The sequence below is a fragment of the Streptomyces sp. JLBG701 genome, assembly GCF_058544905.1.
The window spans coordinates 2,472,408-2,490,315 of the sequence record NZ_CM178588.1 but is presented as its reverse complement, the minus strand read 5'-3'; the positions used below and the strand labels follow the sequence as shown (position 1 = coordinate 2,490,315).

Below are 17,908 nucleotides of genomic sequence, written 5' to 3'. Positions count from 1 at the left end.
GTCAAAGGAGACCGATGGTGGGAGCCGTGCAGGATGTCGGAGTCGTCGTCACCGGAGCGGGGGGTGGCATCGGGGCGGCCCTCGGCCGTCGGTTCGCCGGCGAAGGGGCCCGGGTTGTCGTCAATGATCTCGATGCCGGCAAGGCGCAAGCCGTCGCCGATGAGATTGGCGGGATCGCCATACCGGGGGACGCCTCCGCCATCGTCGGGGACGCTCGCGACGCGCTTGGTGGGACCGTCGACATCTACTGCGCCAACGCCGGTCTCGCCTCCGGTGGGTCCGAGGCGGCCGACGAGAAGGTGTGGGCGACTGCCTGGGACGTGAACGTGATGGCGCATGTTCGGGCCGCCCAGGAATTGCTGCCGGGGTGGCTGGAGCGGGAGCGTGGGCGTTTCGTGTCCACCGTGTCCGCCGCCGGGCTGCTCACCATGATCGGCGCCGCGCCCTACAGCGTCACCAAGCACGGTGCGTACGCCTTCGCCGAGTGGCTGTCGCTGACGTATCGGCACCGGGGGGTGAAGGTCCACGCCATCTGTCCGCAGGGCGTGCGCACCGACATGCTCGCGGCCACCGGCAGTGCGGGCGACCTGGTGCTCCAACCGACCGCCATCGAGCCCGAGGCCGTGGCCGACGCGCTGTTCAAGGGGATGGCGGAGGATCGTTTCCTGATCCTTCCGCACCCCGAGGTCGCCGGGTACTACCAGGTGAGGGCCGGTGAGCCGGATCGGTGGTTGACGAACATGAACCACATCCAGCAGAAGTGGGAGGCGGGGCAGCGAGCATGATGGAGGTCCTGCCCGACTTGCCCGAGGCGGCGAATGGGAAGATCCTCCGTCGGGAACTTCATTCTCGCTCCCACGACAACTAGCGGACCCCCGGCGGGCAGCCGGCGGACATCTTTGGAAGGCAGGTGGCGGCAGTGCCCAGGACGACGGACGGTGACGGCACGCCCGTCCCGCAGCGGCTGCTGGCCGCCGCCACCCGGCTCTTCGCCGAGCAGGGATACGACCGGACCTCCGTGCAGGAGATCGTCGAGGCGGCCGGCGTCACCAAGGGGGCGCTGTACCACTACTTCGGCTCCAAGGACGACCTCCTGCACGAGGTGTACGCGCGCGTGCTGCGCGTCCAACAGGAGCGCCTGGACGCCTTCGCGGACGCCGACGAGCCGGTCGAGAAGCGGGTGCGGGACGCGGCGGCCGACGTCGTCGTCACCACCATCGACAACCTCGACGACGCGGCGATCTTCTTCCGGTCCATGCACCATCTGAGCCCGGAGAAGAACAAGCAGGTGCGCGCCGAGCGCCGGCGCTACCACGAGCGCTTCCGCGCGCTGATCGAGGAGGGCCAGAAGGAGGGCGTCTTCTCCACGGCGACCCCGGCCGACCTGGTCGTGGACTACCACTTCGGTTCCGTGCACCACCTGTCGACGTGGTACCGCCCGAACGGCCCGCTCAGCCCGCAGGAGGTCGCCGACCACCTCGCCGACCTGCTGCTGCGCGCGCTGCGACCGTAAGGCGAGCCGTACTCGACAAGAGCATGTGTAAGGGGCGGCCACAAGGGGCGGCCGCCCCTTACACATGGCTCACAGGCTCACAGGTACTTCTTCAGCTCCCGGCGTGCCAGCGAACGCTGGTGCACCTCGTCCGGGCCGTCCGCGATCATCAGCGTCCGCGCCCCCGCGTACAGCTCGGCCAGCGGGAAGTCCTGGCTCACGCCGCCCGCGCCGTGCAGTTGGATCGCCCGGTCGATGATGTCGACGACCGCGCGAGGCGTGGCGATCTTGATGGACTGGATCTCCGTGTGGGCGCCCTTGTTGCCGACGGTGTCCATCAGCCAGGCCGTCTTCAGGACCAGCAGCCGCAGCTGCTCGACCGCCACGCGCGCGTCCGCGATCCAGTTGTGGACCACTCCCTGCTGGGCCAGCGCCTTGCCGAAGGCGTCACGGGAGACGGCCCGCCGGCACATCAGCTCGATCGCCCGCTCGGCCATGCCGATCAGCCGCATGCAGTGGTGGATACGGCCCGGACCGAGGCGGGCCTGGGCGATGGCGAAGCCGCCGCCCTCCTCGCCGATCAGGTTCGCCGCCGGCACGCGCGCGTGGTCGAAGATCACCTCGGCGTGGCCGCCGTGGTAGTGGTCCTCGTAGCCGAAGACCCGCATCGCGCGCTTGACCGTGACGCCCGGGGTGTCACGGGGGACCAGGATCATCGACTGCTGGCGGCGGATGTCGGCGCCGTCCGGGTCGGTCTTGCCCATCACGATGAAGATCTTGCAGTCCGGGTTCATCGCCCCGGAGATGTACCACTTGCGGCCCGTGACCACGTACTCTCCCCCACTCTCGGCTTCGCTCGAGCGGGAGGTGCCCCCCTCGTCGCGCTCGATGAGGGTGGTGATGTTCGTGGCGTCCGAGGAGGCCACCTCCGGCTCGGTCATCGCGAACGCCGAGCGGATCTCACCGGCCAGCAGCGGCTCCAGCCACTGCTTCTTCTGCTGCTCGTCGCCGAACTGCGAGAGCACCTCCATGTTCCCGGTGTCGGGCGCCGCGCAGTTCACCGCCGTGGGCGCCAACTGCGGGGAGCGGCCGGTGATTTCGGCCAGCGGCGCGTACTGGAGGTTCGTCAGCCCGGCACCGTACTCGGCGTCGGGGAGGAAGAGGTTCCACAGGCCCTGCCTGCGTGCCTCGGCCTTCAACTCCTCGACCACGGCCGGGGTGTCCCACGGAGAGGCGAGCCGGGCCCGCTGTTCCTCCGCCACCGCCTCGGCCGGATAGACGTACTCGTCCATGAAGGCGAGCAGCTTGGCGCGCAGTTCCTCGGTGCGGGCGTCGAACGCGAAGTCCATGGCCGGTCAGCCTTCCTGGAGAGTGGTCAGTCCGTGGTCGATGAAGACGGGCACGAGGTCGCCGATGCGGTCGAAGCCGCGGCCGACCGTCTGGCCCGCCTTGTAGCGGTAGTGGATGCCCTCCAGGATCACGGCGAGCTTGAACCAGGCGAACGCCGTGTACCAGGACACCGCCGAGACGTCCCGCCCCGAGCGCGCCGCGTACCGCTCGACCAACTCGGCCGGTGACGGGTGTCCGGCGGCCTCGGCGGTGGTGGTGACGGGGGAGTCGGGCATACCGAGCGGCGTGCTGTACATGACCAGCAGGCCGAGGTCCGTGAGCGGGTCGCCCAGCGTCGACATCTCCCAGTCCAGGATCGCCGTGATCTCGTCGTTCGCGTCGATCAGGACGTTGTCCAGCCGGTAGTCGCCGTGCACGACCGTCGGGGCGGGGGAGTGGGGCATTTCGCGCCCGAGTGCCGCGTGCAGTTCGTCGATGCCGGCCAGCTCGCGGTTGCGGGAGGCGTCCAACTGCTTGCCCCAGCGCCGCAGTTGCCGGTCCAGGAAGCCCTCGGGCCGGCCGAAGTCCGCGAGGCCCACCTCGGCGGGGTCCACCGCGTGCAGCTCGACCAGCGTGTCCACCAGCGACAGCACCGCCTCACGCGTCCGCTCCGGGCCGAGCGGGACGAGCTGCTCGGCGGTTCGGTACGGCGTGCCCTCCACGAACTCCATGACGTAGAACGGCGATCCGAGCACCTCCTCGTCCTCGCACAGCAGCACGGGAGCCGGTACCGGTACGGCGGTCGGGTGCAGCGCGCTGATCACCCGGTGCTCGCGCTTCATGTCGTGCGCGGTGGCCAGGACATGGCCGAGCGGGGGCCGTCGTACGACCCACTTGGCGGTGCCGTCCGTGACCGCGTAGGTGAGGTTCGACCGTCCGCCCTCGATCAGCCGGCCGGAGAGGGGGCCGCTCGCCAGCCCGGGCCGCTCCCGGTCGAGCAGGCCGCGCAGCCGGTCGAGATCGAGACCTGGCGGGTGGTCGGGGCTCATCAATGCTCCCTACGGACGTGTGAAGGTGTCCCGACCATGATGCCGACCGGTCGGTATGTCGTCCAGTGGGTGAGCGGAACGTGATCGGGGCCACGATAGGCCGACAGCTCCCGCGCCGGGTGGCGGGGAGCTGTTCGGGGTTGTCCGGGGGCGGTTATCGGCCGTTTGGCGACCGGCTCAGTGGTCGTCCCAGTGGCCGTCGTGCGCCGCGTGGCGGTGGCCGTCGTGCAGGTAGTCGACGTGGTCGCCGTGCAGGACGCTCGCGTGGCCGCAGTCCTGGCCGTGCCGGTGCTCGTGGGCCTCGTGCGGGAGGTGTCCGCCGGGCTCGCACTCGTCCCAGTGGCCGCCGTGCTCGCGGTGCAGATGACCGTCGTGCGCGTAGTCCACGTGGTCGCCGTGCGGGACCTGGGCGTGCCCGCAGTCCGGGCCGTGGGTGTGGGCGTGGGAGGAGTGTTCCAGGTGGAGGGTGGTCATGGTGCTCACCTTCGACTGACGTACGGGCTGATGCCGACGGACAGGCTGCCACGCGAACGCCGCATATCCGGGCATCCGGCTTGCGTGGCGTCCGAGTACCCCGGAGGGTCGGTGCCATGAAGGGCATCAGCTACGAACGGTACGGCGGCCCCGAGGTGCTGGCATTCGGAGAGGTGCGCGACCCCAGGGTCGGCCCCGACTCGGTCCTGGTGAAGGTGCGGGCGGCCGGCGTCAACCCCGTCGACTGGAAGTGCCGCGAGGGCCATCTCGACGGGGTCCTCGAAGCGGTCTTCCCGGTGGTCCCGGGGTGGGACGTCTCGGGTGTCGTCGTCCAACTCGGCCCTTCCATCACGGAGTTCACCGTCGGCGACGAGGTCATCGGCTACGTACGCGAGGACTTCCTCTCCCGCGGCACGTTCGCCGAGTACGTGGCGGCCCCTGTCCGCACCCTCGCCCGCAAGCCACGCAACCTCTCCTTCGAGGAGGCGGCCGGGCTGCCGCTGGTGGGGCTCACCGCCTACCAGGTGCTCACCAAGGTGCTCAGGGTCAAGCGCGGCGAGACCGTCCTCGTGCACGCGGCGGCGGGCGGCGTCGGCTCGATCGCCGTCCAGCTCGCCCGGCACCTGGGCGCCCGGGTCGTCGGCACGGCGAGCGAGGCCAACCACGACTTCGTACGGAAGCTGGGCGGTGAGCCGGTGACCTACGGCGAAGGTCTGGTCGAGCGGGTGCGCGGGCTGGCGCCCGAGGGTGTGGACGCGGCGTTCGACACCGTCGGCGGCGAGGCGCTGAAGGACTCGGCGAACCTGCTGGCCCCGGAGGGCCGCCTGGTGTCGATCGCCGACGGGGAGGTCGTCGGCTTCGGCGGCCGCTACTACTTCGTACGGCCCGACGCCGAGGACCTGCTGCGGCTGACCGAGCTGGCGGAACAGGGCGTGATCTCCGTGCACGTGTCCGAGACGTTCCCGCTGGAGCGGGCGGCGGACGCGTACCGGCGCAACGAGGAGGGCCGGACCCGGGGGAAGATCGTGGTGACCGTGGAGTGGGAGGCGGACGAGCCCTCTGCCTGAGGGGTCAGAGGTGCGTGAGGGCTCAGAAGAGCAGCGCCGCCGCGCACACCGCCAGTGCCACCGTGCACAGGACCGCCGTCGTCGCGTGGCGCGGCGAGAGTGGTGGCGGCTCGTCGTTCGATGTGAGGGTACGGATCCGGCGGTGGGCGATCGACAGGAAGCCCAGCCACAGCGCACAGCACAGGGCGCAGACCACGATCCCGACCACCGACGCCCCGCCGTGCAGCGAGGTCTTCACGGCGAGGACGCCGGCGACGGTGCCGGAGAGCGTCGTACGCCGCCACGCGAGCCTCGTCCGCTCGGGCTGGAGGCCCGGATCGCGGTCCTGGTGCGCGGCGGTGCCCGGTGTCATCCTTCCCATCCGGCGAGGACGACGACGACCATCGCGAGGGCCACGACCGCGACGGCGATGCTCAGCAGCGCCGGGAACCGGGACACCGGCAGATCCTCGCCCTTGCGCATCGCCCGCTCGCAGCGCACCCAGTGGTTCACGGCCCGCAGCGAGCACAGCACGCCCGCCGCGAGCAGGGCCAGCGCGAGCCCGACGCGAAAGCCCCAGCGCAGGTCAGGCAGGAACTGGTCCACGGCGAATCCCCCGCCGATCAGCGCGAGGGCGGTGCGCAGCCAGGCCAGGAACGTGCGCTCGTTGGCCAGCGAGAACCGGTAGTCCGGGGTGACACCCTCGTCCCGGATCTCCTGGGGCGAGAGCCACAGCCGGACGTTCCGCACGAATTCGATCACGCCCTGGACCCTACCGGGAGCCGTCCGGGGGACACTGCTGGAGCCTGTTCAGCCCGCGGCCCGGTGGGCCTTCAGCAGCTCGTACGCCGCCAGCCCGTCCGGCACCCACTCCCACTCGCCCAGCCGCCGCTCCACCTCGGCCTCCGGCAGGAAGTCGTGCCAGGCCACCTCCTCGACCTGCGGGCTGACCGGGAGGTCGCAGCGGACCTCGTACACGGCGCACCACCAGCTCTGGCCGGCGCCGTTGTCGTAGAGGAACTTGAACAGGAACTCGGGGCGGGGCAGGCCGCTCACGCCGAGTTCCTCCTCGGCTTCGCGCAGGGCCGCGGTGTCGTAGGACTCGCCCGCGCCGACGACTCCGCCGACGAACATGTCGTGGAGGGAGGGGAAGACCAGTTTGGTGGGGGTGCGGCGGTGGACGAAGATGCGGCCGGCGGAGTCCCGGGCCTGGATGAACACGCAGCGGTGGCGCAGGCCCCGGGCGTAGGCCTCGCCGCGCGGGGACTGGGCGATGACCTCGTCGTTCTCGTCGACGATGTCGAGGATTTCGTCAGCGGCGCTCATGTGCCCATCCAAGCAGGGCCTTCGCCGGAGCAGTCAGTTCGGCTGGAGCTTGCGGGGCCGCTCCGCCGTCGCCGTGCCGCTGGGCATGGCCGGGTGCAGGCCGAGCAGGATGATGCCGATCACGATCGCGGCGAGCCCGGCCGCCTCCCAGGCCAGCGCGCCCACGTCGGTGCGCAGCCGGTCGCCCAGGAAGCCGACCCCGCAGACGATGCCGGCCAGCGGCTGGGCCGCGGTCAGCGCCGGGAGGGACATACGCAGGGGCGCGGTCTCGAAGGCGCTCTGGACGAGGACGAGGCCGGTGACGCCGAGCACCGCCACGCCGTACGGCTGCCAGCTCATCACCAGCTCGCCGAGGCCGCCCTCGGAGAAGCGCTGGCCGCTGACGCGAGTGAGGGCGTCCTGGACGCCGTACAGCAGACCGGCGGCCAGGGCGAGCAGCACCGGTCCTGAGCTCATCCGGGAGCGCTTGGCGTACGTCGTGAGGAGCAGCGCGAGGCCCAGCATGACGCCGATGATCAGCCAGTGGCGGAACGGGTCGGCGAGTGCGGTGCCGCCGCTCGGCTCGCCCGCCACGATGAACGCCGTCACACCGCCCGCGAGCAGGAAGAGGCCCGCCCAGCCCTGGCGGCCCAGTGGCTGCCGGGTCTGCTTGCGGACGAGGGCGAGGGCGAACAGCAGGTTCGTCGCCAGCAACGGCTCCACCAGGCTGATCTCGCCCTGGCTGAGCGCGATCGCGCCGAGGACCATGCCGGCCACCATCAGGCCGATGCCGCCGAGCCAGCGCGGTACCCGCACCAGGTCGAGCAGCAGTCTCGGCGAGAGGAAGTCGCTCAGGGGTGCGTGCTGGGCCGCGTTCTGCTGGAGCACGAACCCGAAGCCCAGGCAACAGGCCGCGCTCACGGCGAGAATCAGTACCAGAACGGACACGCTGTGTACCTCGATCGTTCGGCCGGGCCACGGGCTGTGTTTGGCCGACTGTAGCGTCCCAGGGCCCGGCTTGCCCCTGGGAGTACCCGGAAGCGGGAAGTTGACTCGGTCACGATGCCCAGTGGATCAAGGGAGTTGATCAGCGAGTCGATCAAGGGGCTGCGGCGGGACCGTATTGCCATGGTGGGATGCCGGGGCGCGAAGCGCCATGGCGTACGCCACACCTGTCGCCCGGGAACCCTTGTTCACGCGGCGTCACAGGAGGTCGGCCGGGGTCTAAGTCCCTTGTTTTCATTGCTAGTTGATTCTCGTAACGTCTGGGTGACACTTGACGCGAAGCCGTGGCTGAGGGTTTGCTGTGCGTGATCAGCCGATGGCGCAATGACGACGAGCCCAAAGAAGGCGTGGGAGGAAGTCCCGCGGTGCCCCCAGCCCTGCCACCCGTGAGCCACGCGCGCAAGCACATGCTCCGGATCTTCGACGCCGCCCTCGACGACGACGAACTCGTCTCCGTGCGCGCCGCGTTGGCGCAGGGCCGCTGGCAGCCCGCCCGCTCGCTGCTCGCCCACACCGGCGACGACTGGGACCGCCGCGGCCACCGGGTCACGGTCCTCGCGGCCGAGCCCTACGCCGCCGCCTGGGCCCGGGAGTGGCTGCTCGCCGAGCCCGACTGTGCCGACGCCTCCGTACTGCTCGCCCTCTCCCTGGTCCAGCGCGCCCTGCGCGCCAAGGACGATCCGGACCGGGCCCGCGAGGCCTGCGGCGTCGCCGCCGCGCTCGCCCCCGCCGATCCCACCCCCTGGCTGGGGCTGCTGATGCTGGAGCGCACCCTGGGCGGCGAGGAGGAGGTGGTCCGGCTCTTCGACGAGGTGCGCCACCGCTACGCCGACCACCACCACGCCCATCACCTGATGGTCGCCCGGCTCGCCGAGCGCCGGGCCGCCGCCGATCTCGACCCGCTCCACGAGGTGTACGACTTCGCGGACTGGGCCGCCGAGCAGGCCCCCGCCGACTCGCCCCTCGCCGTCCTCCCCGTCGTCGCGCACACCGAGCGCTACCGCGTGCTGGCCGCCGCCGGACTCGAACCCACCGACCCGACCGCCTCGGGGCACTGGACCGGACGCCGGGCCCGCCAGGTGATGAAGGCCGCCTTCGACTGGTGGCTGGAATGGGAGTACGACGGCCACCCGCGCCGCCTCGTCGATCTCAACTTCCTCGCCCACGCCACGGTCTGCGAGGGCATGGCCGCCGAGGCCTCCGCCCTGTTCCAGCGCATAGGGGAGCACGCCACCCCGGCACCCTGGTCCTACCCGGACCGTGACCCGCTCACCGCGTTCGGCGCGGCACGCGACGCCTCTCTGAAAGGCACGTGAGAAGTGATTAGAGCCTGTGTCGCATCCCCGGTCGGATCAGCGCACGTCGTCTGGTGCGTGCGATCGCAAGGCGCCGGAGCGTCCTCGTGGCGGAGCCACGTGGGCGGTTCGGCAACGCGGCTGGGGGTCCCCCCTCTGGGGGAGTGCGTGCCAGGCGGCGGGCGCCCGGCCGGGGGTGCGACACAGGCTCTTACGGAAGTCTGACGGGATCCCGTACTTCCTGGCCCCGCGAGGGCCGAGGGTGTTCGAATGAGTGGGTGAACTCCGAACAGTCCGCAGAGGAGCCCGAGGCCCAGGGGAAACCCATCGGCCGCCGGGTCCTCCTCGGCACCCTCGGCCTGGGCGCCCTCGGCGTGGTCGCCGCGCCCACCCTGCAACGCGGCCTGGAGGCCTTCCTCGGCAGCGCCGCCGACAAGGACCCCACCGGCCTGAGTGGCCTGCTCCCCAACGGCGGCGGGTTCCGCTACTACTCGGTCGCCTCGTCCGTGCCCCACAAGGACGCAGAGAACTACAAGCTCACGGTCGACGGCCTCGTCGACCGCCCCGCCACCTACACCCTCGCCGAGCTGCGGGCCCTGCCCCAGACCCGGATGGTCAAGGACGTCCAGTGCGTCACCGGCTGGCGGGTCCCGGACACCCCCTTCGAGGGCGTGCTCCTGTCCCGGCTGCTGGACGCGGCAGGAGTGCGCTCCAAGGCCGGGGCGATCCGCTTCACCTGCTTCGACGGCACCTACACGGAGAGCCTGACCCTCGACCAGGCCCGCCGCTCCGACGTCCTGGTCGCCCTGCGCATGCAGGACAAGAACATCGGCCACAGCCACGGCGGCCCGGTCCGCCTCTATGTCGCGCCCATGTACTTCTACAAGTCCGCCAAGTGGCTGTCCGGCATCACCGTCACCGAGGACGTGAAGCCCGGCTACTGGGAGAACCGGGGCTACGACGTGGACGCCTGGGTGGGCCGATCGAACGGACGCGACGATGAGCCTACGAGCTGAGGCCCCGGCCCCGCCGGACACCAGGATCCGCCGCTTCGGCCGCTCGCAACGCTGGGTGCACCGCCTCACGGCCGCGCTCATGGGCGTCTGCGTGGTCACCGCGGCCTTTCTGTACATCCCCCAGTTCGCCGAGCTCGTCGGCCGCCGCGAGCTGGTGGTCCGTATCCACGAGTGGGCCGGACTCGCCCTGCCTGTGCCGGTGCTCGCCGGGCTGGTCTCCCGCGCCTTCCGCGCCGACCTCGGCTTCCTGAACCGTTTCGGGCCGCACGACCGGGTCTGGCTGCGTGCGGCTGTACGGCGTGACAGGCGGCCCTCGTCCCGGCCCGCCGGCAAGTTCAACGCCGGGCAGAAGATCTACGCGGCCTGGATCTCCGGTGCCACGCTGGTGATGCTCGGCACGGGCCTGTTGATGTGGTTCACCCACCTCACCCCGATCATGTGGCGCACCAGCGCGACCTTCGTCCACGACTGGCTCGCCCTCACCATCGGCATCGTCCTCGCCGGCCACATCGGCATGGCCCTCGGGGATCCGGAGGCGAGGCGGGGACTGCGGACGGGGTCGGTCAGCCGGGAGTGGGCGGAGCGGGAGCATCCGCTGTGGCGGCCGTGACCGGTCGGGGGCACTCCTTCTCCCGGCGCTCGCTCCCGCTCACGTACTCCACGCGCACTCCGGCGTCCCCCTCACGCACCACGTACAGCGTGCCGTCCCAGGGTGCCCAGTACCTGGGGACGAGGTACAGCCGGTCGCCGGACACGTGGAACAGCCGCAGCCCGGCATACCGGTAGTGGTACGGGCTGCCCCGCTGGGCGACGGCCGCGACACAGCTGCCGCCGCCCCGGATGAGCAAGTCCTTCTCGCTGAACAACACGACCGCCGGAAACCCGTCGGCCACCGTGTTGGTCGTCTCGGCGGCCCGGCTGCGGCCGATGATCCCGGCGTAGGCGAACACCGCCCAGAACAGCGAGACGACGGCGACCAGCAGGGCGGGTGCCCAGATACGTGCCGACTGGTGCCGGTCGGCCGGCTCCGGCGGCGTGGATCCGCCGGGTTCCGGTCGGGTACGGGCGTATGCGCTGAGCAGGACGCCGACGATCGCGGCCAGCGGGATGAGCAGGTCGAACAGGCTCTGTGACCGGTAGTAGAGCGGCACGAGCAGCAGCGCGGGCAACCAGGCGTGCCGCAGGATCCGCAGCACCCCCGCGGCGCGGGCCGGATCGCGCTGGACCCTGCGGTGCAGCACGGCCGCCACCATCGAGGCGGCGGCCACCGCGAGGACCGGGAAATAGAGAGCGTCCACGCTGCGCAGCAGGTAGTCCGCGGTGGACAGCCGGAAGAGGGTGTCCCGCAGGCCAAGGGCGCGGGTCTCGGCGTCGGTACTGGCCCAGCCGAAGTAGAACAGGACAGCCGTGAAGAGGGAGAGCAGCGAGCCGGCGGTGCCGATGAACTCCAGCCAGTTCCGCGGCGGAGGCGCGGGCCGCGGCTCCGGTGGGGGATCGGGCACGGGAGCGGGGGGAGGCGGGGCGGGCGGTGCCGGATCCGGTGACGGCGGGTCGGGCACGGGCGGCGGTCTACGGCGGTTTCCTGCCCGGGTGCGGGCCAGTGCCGTACGCAGCCGGTGCAACCGGGCGGGGGCGGTCATGGGGACGACGAGGTGACGGCCGACGGGGAGACTCCGGGCGAGGTGCCGGGGGAACTCTCGGGCGGCGGGTCGGAGGAGTTCGTCGACTCGGGGTCCAGGATGGTGATGGCGTCCTTCAGAGTGGCCTCGTCGCCGTACACGATCTTGATGTCGACGGTCTGCGGATAGCTGTCGAGGGTCGGGGCCTCGGCGGTGAAGGAGAACCGGTCGCCCGACTGGGACCCGGGGACGAGTTCGAGTCCGCCCGTCGTCCGAGGCTTGCCTTCGACATAGAGCTCCGGAATGGAGATCAGGTCCTCGGAGCTGAAGGGGGCGCCGGTGACCTCGATGGTGATCCGCTCTCCCGCCTTCACCTCGCCGTTCCCGTCGGCGGCGGTGACCTTGGTGATCTGGAAGTCACACACGTCTGACCCGCCGCTGCCCGCCGAACTCCGCAACTGCACCTTGGTCGACGGGTGTTGCTGGTGGAACCGCAGGATGTCACCGAGGACGGTATGTGCCGCGAGGCCCTTGCAGGTGTCGAGTCGGCCCTCGGTCGCGGCGAAATACTCGGCCGCCTTGTCCCACTTGCCGTCGCTCTGGCCCTGGAGCGCGAGACAGGCGTGGGCCAGACCGCGGAGTACCTGCCACTGGGGTGCGTCCTTCTCCGTCTCCGCTTCGATGATCGCCAGGGTCTTCGAACACTCCCCGGGCTTCTCCCCGAGCTCGTCGTAGACGGACTCCGGATCCGGCGACTGCTCGGTGTTGGGCGAACGCGGTCCGGGCCTGAGCCAGGAGGGCGGATTCACCTGGCCAGGGCTCTTGCCCCCCGAATCGTTTCCGCCGGAATCGGTCGAGCCGCCGGAATCGTTTCCGCCGGACGCGTTGGACCCGCTCGACCCGGCGGAACCCCCGGACCCGCCGTCGGTGTCGTCGTCCGGCTGCCAAGTCGGCATCCCCCCGTCCGACCCCTCGGACCCGCCGCTTCCGCTCCCGCTTCCGCTCCCGCTGCCGTCCTGCCCGCCGTCCGAGGTGCCACCGGAGACAGTCGTCCCCCCGCTCCCCGAACCGTTCGAACTGTCCTCCCCGCCTCCACCGCAGGCCGCCGCCGTCCCGATGGCCAACGCCCCCACGATGCACAGCGCCGATATGCGCACGCCGAGCGAAACCCCCATGACGCCCCCCGATGCGGTCACCCCCGGGCTCGCCTCGCCGGGCCGGTGGCCGCGCGCGGTCCCCAGGGGGTTCCCTCATGATGGGACGGCCCAGCCCCACCCGGGAAGGCAATTCGCCCAAGATGCGAAAGCAGGGGCGAATCGATGCTCGGGAGGCGAGTCGGGGGCAAGTTCCGGGCCTGGGAGGCGAGTCGGTGGGCGAGGTCCGGGGCGGCGAGGCGATTCAAGGGCAGGCCTGGCTCGGGAGGCAAGCCAGGGGCAAGTCCTGGGCCCACGAGGCAAGTTGAGGGGCAGGCCTGGGCTCGCGAGGCACGTCAGGGGCGAGGCCCGGTCTCGGGAGGCCAGCCAGGGGCGAGGCCCAGGGTTGGGAGGCGGGTCGCGGGACGGAGACTGGGCCCAGGCGGCAAGCCGAGTGGCGGGGCCTGGGCCTAGGAGGCGAGTCAGGAGGCGGGCGCCTGGCTCAGGATGCGAAGTCCAGCAGCACCTTGCAGGACCGGCCCCGGTCGGCCGCGAGGGCGAAGGCCGAATCCGCCTCCCGCACCGGCATCACCGCACTCACCAGCCCGTCGAACGACGGCTCGGCGGCGAGTAGAGCCAGCGCGTCGTCGAACTCCGTGTCGAAGCGGAACGCGCCCCGCAGTTCGATCTCCCGGCTCACCACGAGGTTTCCGGCGAACGGACTCTGTCCTGGCGGCAGCATGCCGAGCTGCACGACAACCCCGCCGCGCCGCACGAGCCGCAGGCACGTGTCGAGGCCCGCGGCCACCCCGGACGCCTCGATCGCCGCGTCGACCTCGGACGGCCACCCGGCGTCATCCGGATCATCGGCCCGTACGACGGTGTCGGCGCCCGCGATTGCCGCGTACCGCAACGCTTCCGGCAGCAGGTCGGTGACCGTCACCCGGGCCGCCCCGGCCGACCTGGCCGCCGCGACCACCAGACAGCCGATGGGCCCGGCGCCGGTGACCAGGACGTGCCGCCCGGTCACGTCGCCCGCCCGCCGCAGCGCGTGCAGCGCGACGGACAGAGGCTCGGCGAGGGCCGCCCGGCGGAGGTCGAGGCCGGTCGGCAGCGGCCTCAACTGTTCGGCGGGGACGACCACTTGGGCCGCGAATCCGCCCTGTACGTGCGGGAAGCGGGCCGCGCTGCCGAGGTAGCGCGTGTCCCGGCAGACGTTCCGGCGATCATCCGCGCACTCCGGACACGCCCCGCACGGAGTGGCCGGGTGCACCGCAACAGCCGTACCAGCGGACGGACCTGAGGCTCCGTCACCGTAGGAGACGACCGTGCCGACCACCTCGTGTCCGAGCAGCATCGGTTCCTTGAGGCGGAAGTCGCCGACGCCGCCGTGGCGCCAGTAGTGGAGGTCGGAGCCGCAGACGCCGCCGTAGCGGACGGCGACCAGAGCCTGGCCGGGGCCGGGCTCGGGGGACGGCAACTCCTCGACGCGCAGGTCACCCTGACCATGGATCACACAGCCCAGCACCACAACAGCCTCCCGGGAGTTCACAGCACGCTCGTCATGCCGCCGTCGACATACAGCACCTGCCCGCTGACGAAGTCCGCGGCGGGCGAGGCGAGGAAGAGCACCCCGCCGACCAGATCCTCCGTACGGCCCCAGCGGCCGGCCGGGGTGCGCCGTCGTACCCAGGCGCTGAACTCCGGGTCGTCGACGAGGGGTTGGGTCAGTTCGGTCTCGATGTAGCCGGGGCCCAGGCCGTTGACCTGGACGCCGGACGGACCCCAGTCCGCGCACATGCCCTTGGTGAGCATCTTCAGCGCGCCCTTGGTCGCCGCGTACGGGGCGATGCCGGGGCGGGCCACCTCGCTCTGCAGCGAGCAGATGTTGATGATCTTGCCGTGGCCGCGTTCCGTCATCTTGCGGGCCGCCTCCCGGCCGACCAGGAACGCGCTGGTCAGGTTGGTGTCCAGGATCCGGTGCCAGTCCGTGTCCGTGAACTCAAGGAGGGGGGCCCGCAGTTGCATGCCCGCGTTGTTGACCAGGATGTCGAGCGGGCCCACCCGCTCCTCGACATCCGCTATCCCGGCGGCCACCGAGGGGCCGTCGGTCACGTCGAACACCGCCGTGTGGACCTCACCGGGCAGCTCCGCGGCCGCCTTGGTGAGGCGTTCCGCGTCGCGCCCGTTGAGGACGACCGTGCAGCCGGCCTCCGCCAGGCCCCGGGCCAGCGCGAGGCCGATGCCCCGGCTGGACCCGGTGACCAGGGCGGTACGGCCGCCGATGTCGAAGAGGGGGTGAGCCGTCATCGTCGTACTCCCAATTCTTGTATCGCTAGATCACCAAGGACAGGAGGAGGACCAGTCCGCCGGCCACCACGGAGATGATCGTCTCCATGACCGACCAGGTCTTGAGGGTCTGGCCGACGTCCAGGCCGAAGTACTCCTTGACCAGCCAGAATCCGGCGTCGTTGACGTGGCTGAAGAAGAGCGAGCCGGCGCCGATGGCGAGGACGAGCAGGGCCGCGTGGGTTGTCGACATGTCGGCCGCCAGCGGAGCCACGAGCCCCGCCGCCGAGACCGTCGCCACCGTCGCCGAACCCGTGGCGAGGCGGATGGCCACCGCGATCAGCCAGGCCAGCAGCAGTGCCGGGATCGACCAGTCCTCGGAGATGTCCAGGATCATGGCGCCCACGCCGGTGTCGATCAGCGTCTGCTTGAAACCGCCGCCCGCGCCGACGATCAGGAGGATGCCGGCGATGGGCGCGAGGCCCTTCTCGACGAGCGGCGTGAGGCGCTCCTTGCCGAACCCGGCGGGCCGCAGCAGCGTGAAGATGCCGACGATCACCGAGGCGAGCAGGGCGATCAGCGGGGAGCCGATGACGTCGAAGACGCGCTGCACGGTGTGCGTCGGATCGTCGACGACGATGTCGACCAGCGCCTTGGAGAGCATCAGGACGACCGGGAGCAGGATGGTGGCCAGCGTGGCGCCGAAGCCGGGGCGCTTCTCCAGGTCCTCCGAGGCGCGCTGCGGAATCATGCGGTCGGGAGTCGGTACGTCCACCCAGCGGGCCGCGTACCGCGAGAACAGCGGACCGGCGATGATCACTGTCGGGATCGCGACCAGCACGCCGAGCGCAAGGGTTACACCGAGGTTGGCCTTCACCGCGTCGATCGCGACCAGCGGGCCGGGGTGCGGCGGGACCAGGCCGTGCATCACGGACAGGCCCGCGAGGGCCGGGATGCCGATGCGCATCAGGGAGTAGTTGCCGCGCTTGGCGACCATCAGCACGACCGGGATCAGCAGCACGACGCCGACCTCGAAGAACAGCGGCAGACCGATCACCGAGGCGATCAGCACCATCGCCCACGGCATCGAACGGCCGCCCGCCTTCGCGAGGATCGTGTCGACTATCTGGTCGGCGCCGCCGGAGTCCGCGAGCATCTTGCCGAGGATCGCGCCGAGGGCGATCAGGACGCCGACGCCGGCGACCGTGGTGCCCAGGCCGGTGGTGAAACTGGAGATGGCCTTGTCGAGCGGCGCTCCGGCGAACGCGCCGAGCGCGAGTGAACCGATGGTCAGCGCCAGGAAGGCGTGGAGCTTGAACTTCGTGATGAGCAGCACGATGACGGCGATGCCCGCCAGTACCGCGATGCCCAGTTGAGCGTGGCCCGCCGAGGTGATCGGTTCGACGGGGTCCGCTGCCAGCATCTCGACGCTGAGTCTGGTCAAGGGGGTTCCCTTACAGGTGAACGGGGATGGGGAGGGTGTTACTGGAGATCGGCGAGCGCCTTCGCGGCCCGGCCGGTGATCTCCTCGGGGCTGCCGGAGACGTCCACCACGACCCCCGCCTCGTCCTCCTGCAGCGGCTGGAGGGTGGCGAACTGGGAGTCGAGCAGCGCGGTCGGCATGAAGTGCCCCTGGCGGTGCGACATCCGGTCCTCGATGAGGGCGCGGTCGCCCGCGAGGTGCAGGAAGACGAGCCCGGGAGCGGCGGCCCGCAGCCGGTCGCGGTACGACCGCTTCAGCGCCGAGCAGCTGACCACCCCGCCGAGCCCCGCCCGCCCGTGCGCCCAGTCGCCGATGGCGTCCAGCCACGGCCACCGGTCCTCGTCGGTGAGCGGGGTGCCGGCCGTCATCTTGTCGATGTTGGCCTGCGGGTGGAAGTCGTCGCCCTCGGCGTAGGGAACGCCGAGCCGCGCCGCGAGCAGGGGACCGATGGTGGTCTTGCCGGTGCCTGCGACGCCCATGACCACGACGACGTGGGGGGTGTTCATCACTACCTCGCTGTCTTCAACGACACGTCTTCGTCGACACCTTCTTGTTCCGTCGACACCTCGCGTCGACGTCACTGAAACTCATTAGGTACGACGAATTCAAGAGTCTGTGACAAATAAGTCTGACTTTTTGTCCCCGTGACGCGCCCCGTACTCTGAGTGCATGACCACTCCGGGCCGAGGTCTGCACGGCCAAGTACTGGAAACCCTCGGCCCCGCCATCACCGCGGGCGAGTACCCGCCGGGCAGCGTCCTGCGGACGGACGAGCTCGCCCAGGAGTTCGAGGTGTCTCGCTCCGTGATGCGCGAGGCGGTCCGCGTGCTCGAATCCATGCGCCTGGTCGAGTCCCGCCGCCGCGTCGGCGTCACGGTCCGCCCCGAGGCGGAGTGGAACGTCTACGACCCACAGGTCATCCGCTGGCGTCTGGCCGGCGCCGACCGCCCCCGCCAGCTGCGCTCCCTGACCGTGCTCCGCTCGGCTATCGAGCCGGTCGCCGCGGGCCTCGCCGCCAAGTACGCCACCGCCGCCCAGTGCGCGGAGCTCACCGAGTGCGCACTGGGCATGGTGGCCAACTCGCGCGGCCATCAGCTGGAGGGGTACCTCGTCCACGACGTGGCGTTCCACCGGGTGATCCTCAACGCCTCCGGCAACGAGATGTTCGCCCGCCTCGGCGACGTCGTCGCCGAGGTCCTCGCCGGCCGCACCCATCACGAGGTCATGTTCGAGGACCCCGACCCCGCCGCCGTCACCCTGCACGTCCAGGTCGCGGAGGCGGTCCGCGGCGGCGACGCGGCCCGCGCGGAACAGCTGACCCGGGAGATCGCCGAGGGCGCCCTCCAGGAACTGGACATCCTCGCGCCGTAGTT

General features: G+C 71.0%; 20 protein-coding genes. 7 read left to right on the top strand and 13 right to left on the bottom strand.

Annotated features, from left to right (window positions below; all coding sequences use genetic code 11):
- Positions 1-14: 14 nt before the first annotated feature.
- Both AC5DRG_RS11390 and AC5DRG_RS11385 read left to right on the top strand, forming a co-directional pair.
- Positions 15-785, top strand: a complete 771-nt coding sequence (locus AC5DRG_RS11390) for an SDR family oxidoreductase (protein ID WP_491809894.1) — start codon at positions 15-17, stop codon at positions 783-785.
- Positions 786-919: 134 nt separating this feature from the next.
- Positions 920-1,513 carry a TetR/AcrR family transcriptional regulator gene (locus AC5DRG_RS11385; protein WP_491809893.1) on the top strand — a complete coding sequence of 198 codons (594 nt, stop codon included), beginning with the start codon at positions 920-922 and terminating at the stop codon, positions 1,511-1,513.
- Between the two features lie 77 nt (positions 1,514-1,590).
- Here AC5DRG_RS11385 and AC5DRG_RS11380 read toward each other — a convergent pair whose 3' ends face one another.
- The 3 genes from AC5DRG_RS11380 to AC5DRG_RS11370 form a co-directional block, all read right to left on the bottom strand.
- Positions 1,591-2,841, bottom strand: coding sequence for an acyl-CoA dehydrogenase family protein (locus tag AC5DRG_RS11380; RefSeq protein WP_491809892.1), 1,251 nt, complete (start codon positions 2,839-2,841; stop codon positions 1,591-1,593).
- A gap of 6 nt (positions 2,842-2,847) precedes the next feature.
- Positions 2,848-3,870: a phosphotransferase family protein gene (locus tag AC5DRG_RS11375; RefSeq protein WP_491809891.1), complete on the bottom strand. Its 1,023-nt coding sequence runs from the start codon at positions 3,868-3,870 to the stop codon at positions 2,848-2,850.
- Between the two features lie 177 nt (positions 3,871-4,047).
- Complete coding sequence (locus AC5DRG_RS11370) at positions 4,048-4,344, bottom strand: hypothetical protein (RefSeq protein WP_491809890.1); 297 nt, start codon at positions 4,342-4,344, stop codon at positions 4,048-4,050.
- 116 nt (positions 4,345-4,460) lie between these two features.
- Here AC5DRG_RS11370 and AC5DRG_RS11365 point away from each other — a divergent pair, with 116 nt between their 5' ends.
- Entirely contained in the window at positions 4,461-5,411 is a 951-nt protein-coding gene (locus AC5DRG_RS11365; protein ID WP_491809889.1) for an NADP-dependent oxidoreductase, read from the top strand.
- 22 nt (positions 5,412-5,433) lie between these two features.
- Here AC5DRG_RS11365 and AC5DRG_RS11360 read toward each other — a convergent pair whose 3' ends face one another.
- Genes AC5DRG_RS11360 through AC5DRG_RS11345 form a run of 4 tightly spaced genes read right to left on the bottom strand, consistent with a single transcriptional unit; the run spans position 5,434 to position 7,643 of the window.
- Positions 5,434-5,763 carry a DUF202 domain-containing protein gene (locus AC5DRG_RS11360; RefSeq protein WP_491809888.1) on the bottom strand — a complete coding sequence of 110 codons (330 nt, stop codon included), beginning with the start codon at positions 5,761-5,763 and terminating at the stop codon, positions 5,434-5,436.
- Positions 5,760-6,152 carry a YidH family protein gene (locus AC5DRG_RS11355; RefSeq protein ID WP_491809887.1) on the bottom strand — a complete coding sequence of 131 codons (393 nt, stop codon included), beginning with the start codon at positions 6,150-6,152 and terminating at the stop codon, positions 5,760-5,762. The genes AC5DRG_RS11360 and AC5DRG_RS11355 overlap by 4 nt, the downstream gene beginning before the upstream one ends.
- Before the next feature lie 48 nt (positions 6,153-6,200).
- Positions 6,201-6,716, bottom strand: coding sequence for an NUDIX hydrolase (locus AC5DRG_RS11350; protein ID WP_491809886.1), 516 nt, complete (start codon positions 6,714-6,716; stop codon positions 6,201-6,203).
- Between the two features lie 33 nt (positions 6,717-6,749).
- Positions 6,750-7,643: a DMT family transporter gene (locus tag AC5DRG_RS11345; RefSeq protein WP_491809885.1), complete on the bottom strand. Its 894-nt coding sequence runs from the start codon at positions 7,641-7,643 to the stop codon at positions 6,750-6,752.
- Positions 7,644-8,107: 464 nt separating this feature from the next.
- Here AC5DRG_RS11345 and AC5DRG_RS11340 point away from each other — a divergent pair, with 464 nt between their 5' ends.
- The 3 genes from AC5DRG_RS11340 (at position 8,108) to AC5DRG_RS11330 (ending at position 10,621) form a co-directional block, all read left to right on the top strand.
- A complete protein-coding gene (locus AC5DRG_RS11340; RefSeq protein ID WP_491813014.1) occupies positions 8,108-9,016 on the top strand; it encodes a tetratricopeptide repeat protein in 909 nt (302 codons plus the stop codon).
- A gap of 257 nt (positions 9,017-9,273) precedes the next feature.
- Positions 9,274-10,011 carry a molybdopterin-dependent oxidoreductase gene (locus tag AC5DRG_RS11335; protein WP_491809884.1) on the top strand — a complete coding sequence of 246 codons (738 nt, stop codon included), beginning with the start codon at positions 9,274-9,276 and terminating at the stop codon, positions 10,009-10,011.
- Entirely contained in the window at positions 9,995-10,621 is a 627-nt protein-coding gene (locus tag AC5DRG_RS11330; protein ID WP_491809883.1) for a cytochrome b/b6 domain-containing protein, read from the top strand. Before AC5DRG_RS11335 ends, AC5DRG_RS11330 begins: the two co-directional genes overlap by 17 nt.
- Here AC5DRG_RS11330 and AC5DRG_RS11325 read toward each other — a convergent pair.
- From AC5DRG_RS11325 to AC5DRG_RS11300, 6 genes are all read right to left on the bottom strand, one after another.
- Complete coding sequence (locus tag AC5DRG_RS11325; protein WP_491809882.1) at positions 10,575-11,513, bottom strand: hypothetical protein; 939 nt, start codon at positions 11,511-11,513, stop codon at positions 10,575-10,577. The two genes, AC5DRG_RS11330 and AC5DRG_RS11325, sit on opposite strands and share 47 nt — an antisense overlap.
- A 134-nt stretch (positions 11,514-11,647) precedes the next feature.
- Entirely contained in the window at positions 11,648-12,439 is a 792-nt protein-coding gene (locus tag AC5DRG_RS11320) for a hypothetical protein (RefSeq protein ID WP_491809881.1), read from the bottom strand.
- Between the two features lie 826 nt (positions 12,440-13,265).
- On the bottom strand, positions 13,266-14,291 hold the full coding sequence (locus AC5DRG_RS11315; protein ID WP_491813013.1) for an L-idonate 5-dehydrogenase: 1,026 nt from the start codon (positions 14,289-14,291) through the stop codon (positions 13,266-13,268).
- A gap of 20 nt (positions 14,292-14,311) precedes the next feature.
- Positions 14,312-15,073: an SDR family oxidoreductase gene (locus tag AC5DRG_RS11310; RefSeq protein WP_491809880.1), complete on the bottom strand. Its 762-nt coding sequence runs from the start codon at positions 15,071-15,073 to the stop codon at positions 14,312-14,314.
- 25 nt (positions 15,074-15,098) lie between these two features.
- Positions 15,099-16,496, bottom strand: coding sequence for a GntP family permease (locus AC5DRG_RS11305; RefSeq protein ID WP_491809879.1), 1,398 nt, complete (start codon positions 16,494-16,496; stop codon positions 15,099-15,101).
- Between the two features lie 38 nt (positions 16,497-16,534).
- Positions 16,535-17,041: a gluconokinase gene (locus AC5DRG_RS11300; protein ID WP_491809878.1), complete on the bottom strand. Its 507-nt coding sequence runs from the start codon at positions 17,039-17,041 to the stop codon at positions 16,535-16,537.
- 163 nt (positions 17,042-17,204) lie between these two features.
- Between AC5DRG_RS11300 and AC5DRG_RS11295 the strand changes: the two genes are divergently transcribed.
- Positions 17,205-17,906, top strand: coding sequence for a FadR/GntR family transcriptional regulator (locus tag AC5DRG_RS11295; RefSeq protein WP_491809877.1), 702 nt, complete (start codon positions 17,205-17,207; stop codon positions 17,904-17,906).
- Positions 17,907-17,908 lie beyond the last annotated feature (2 nt).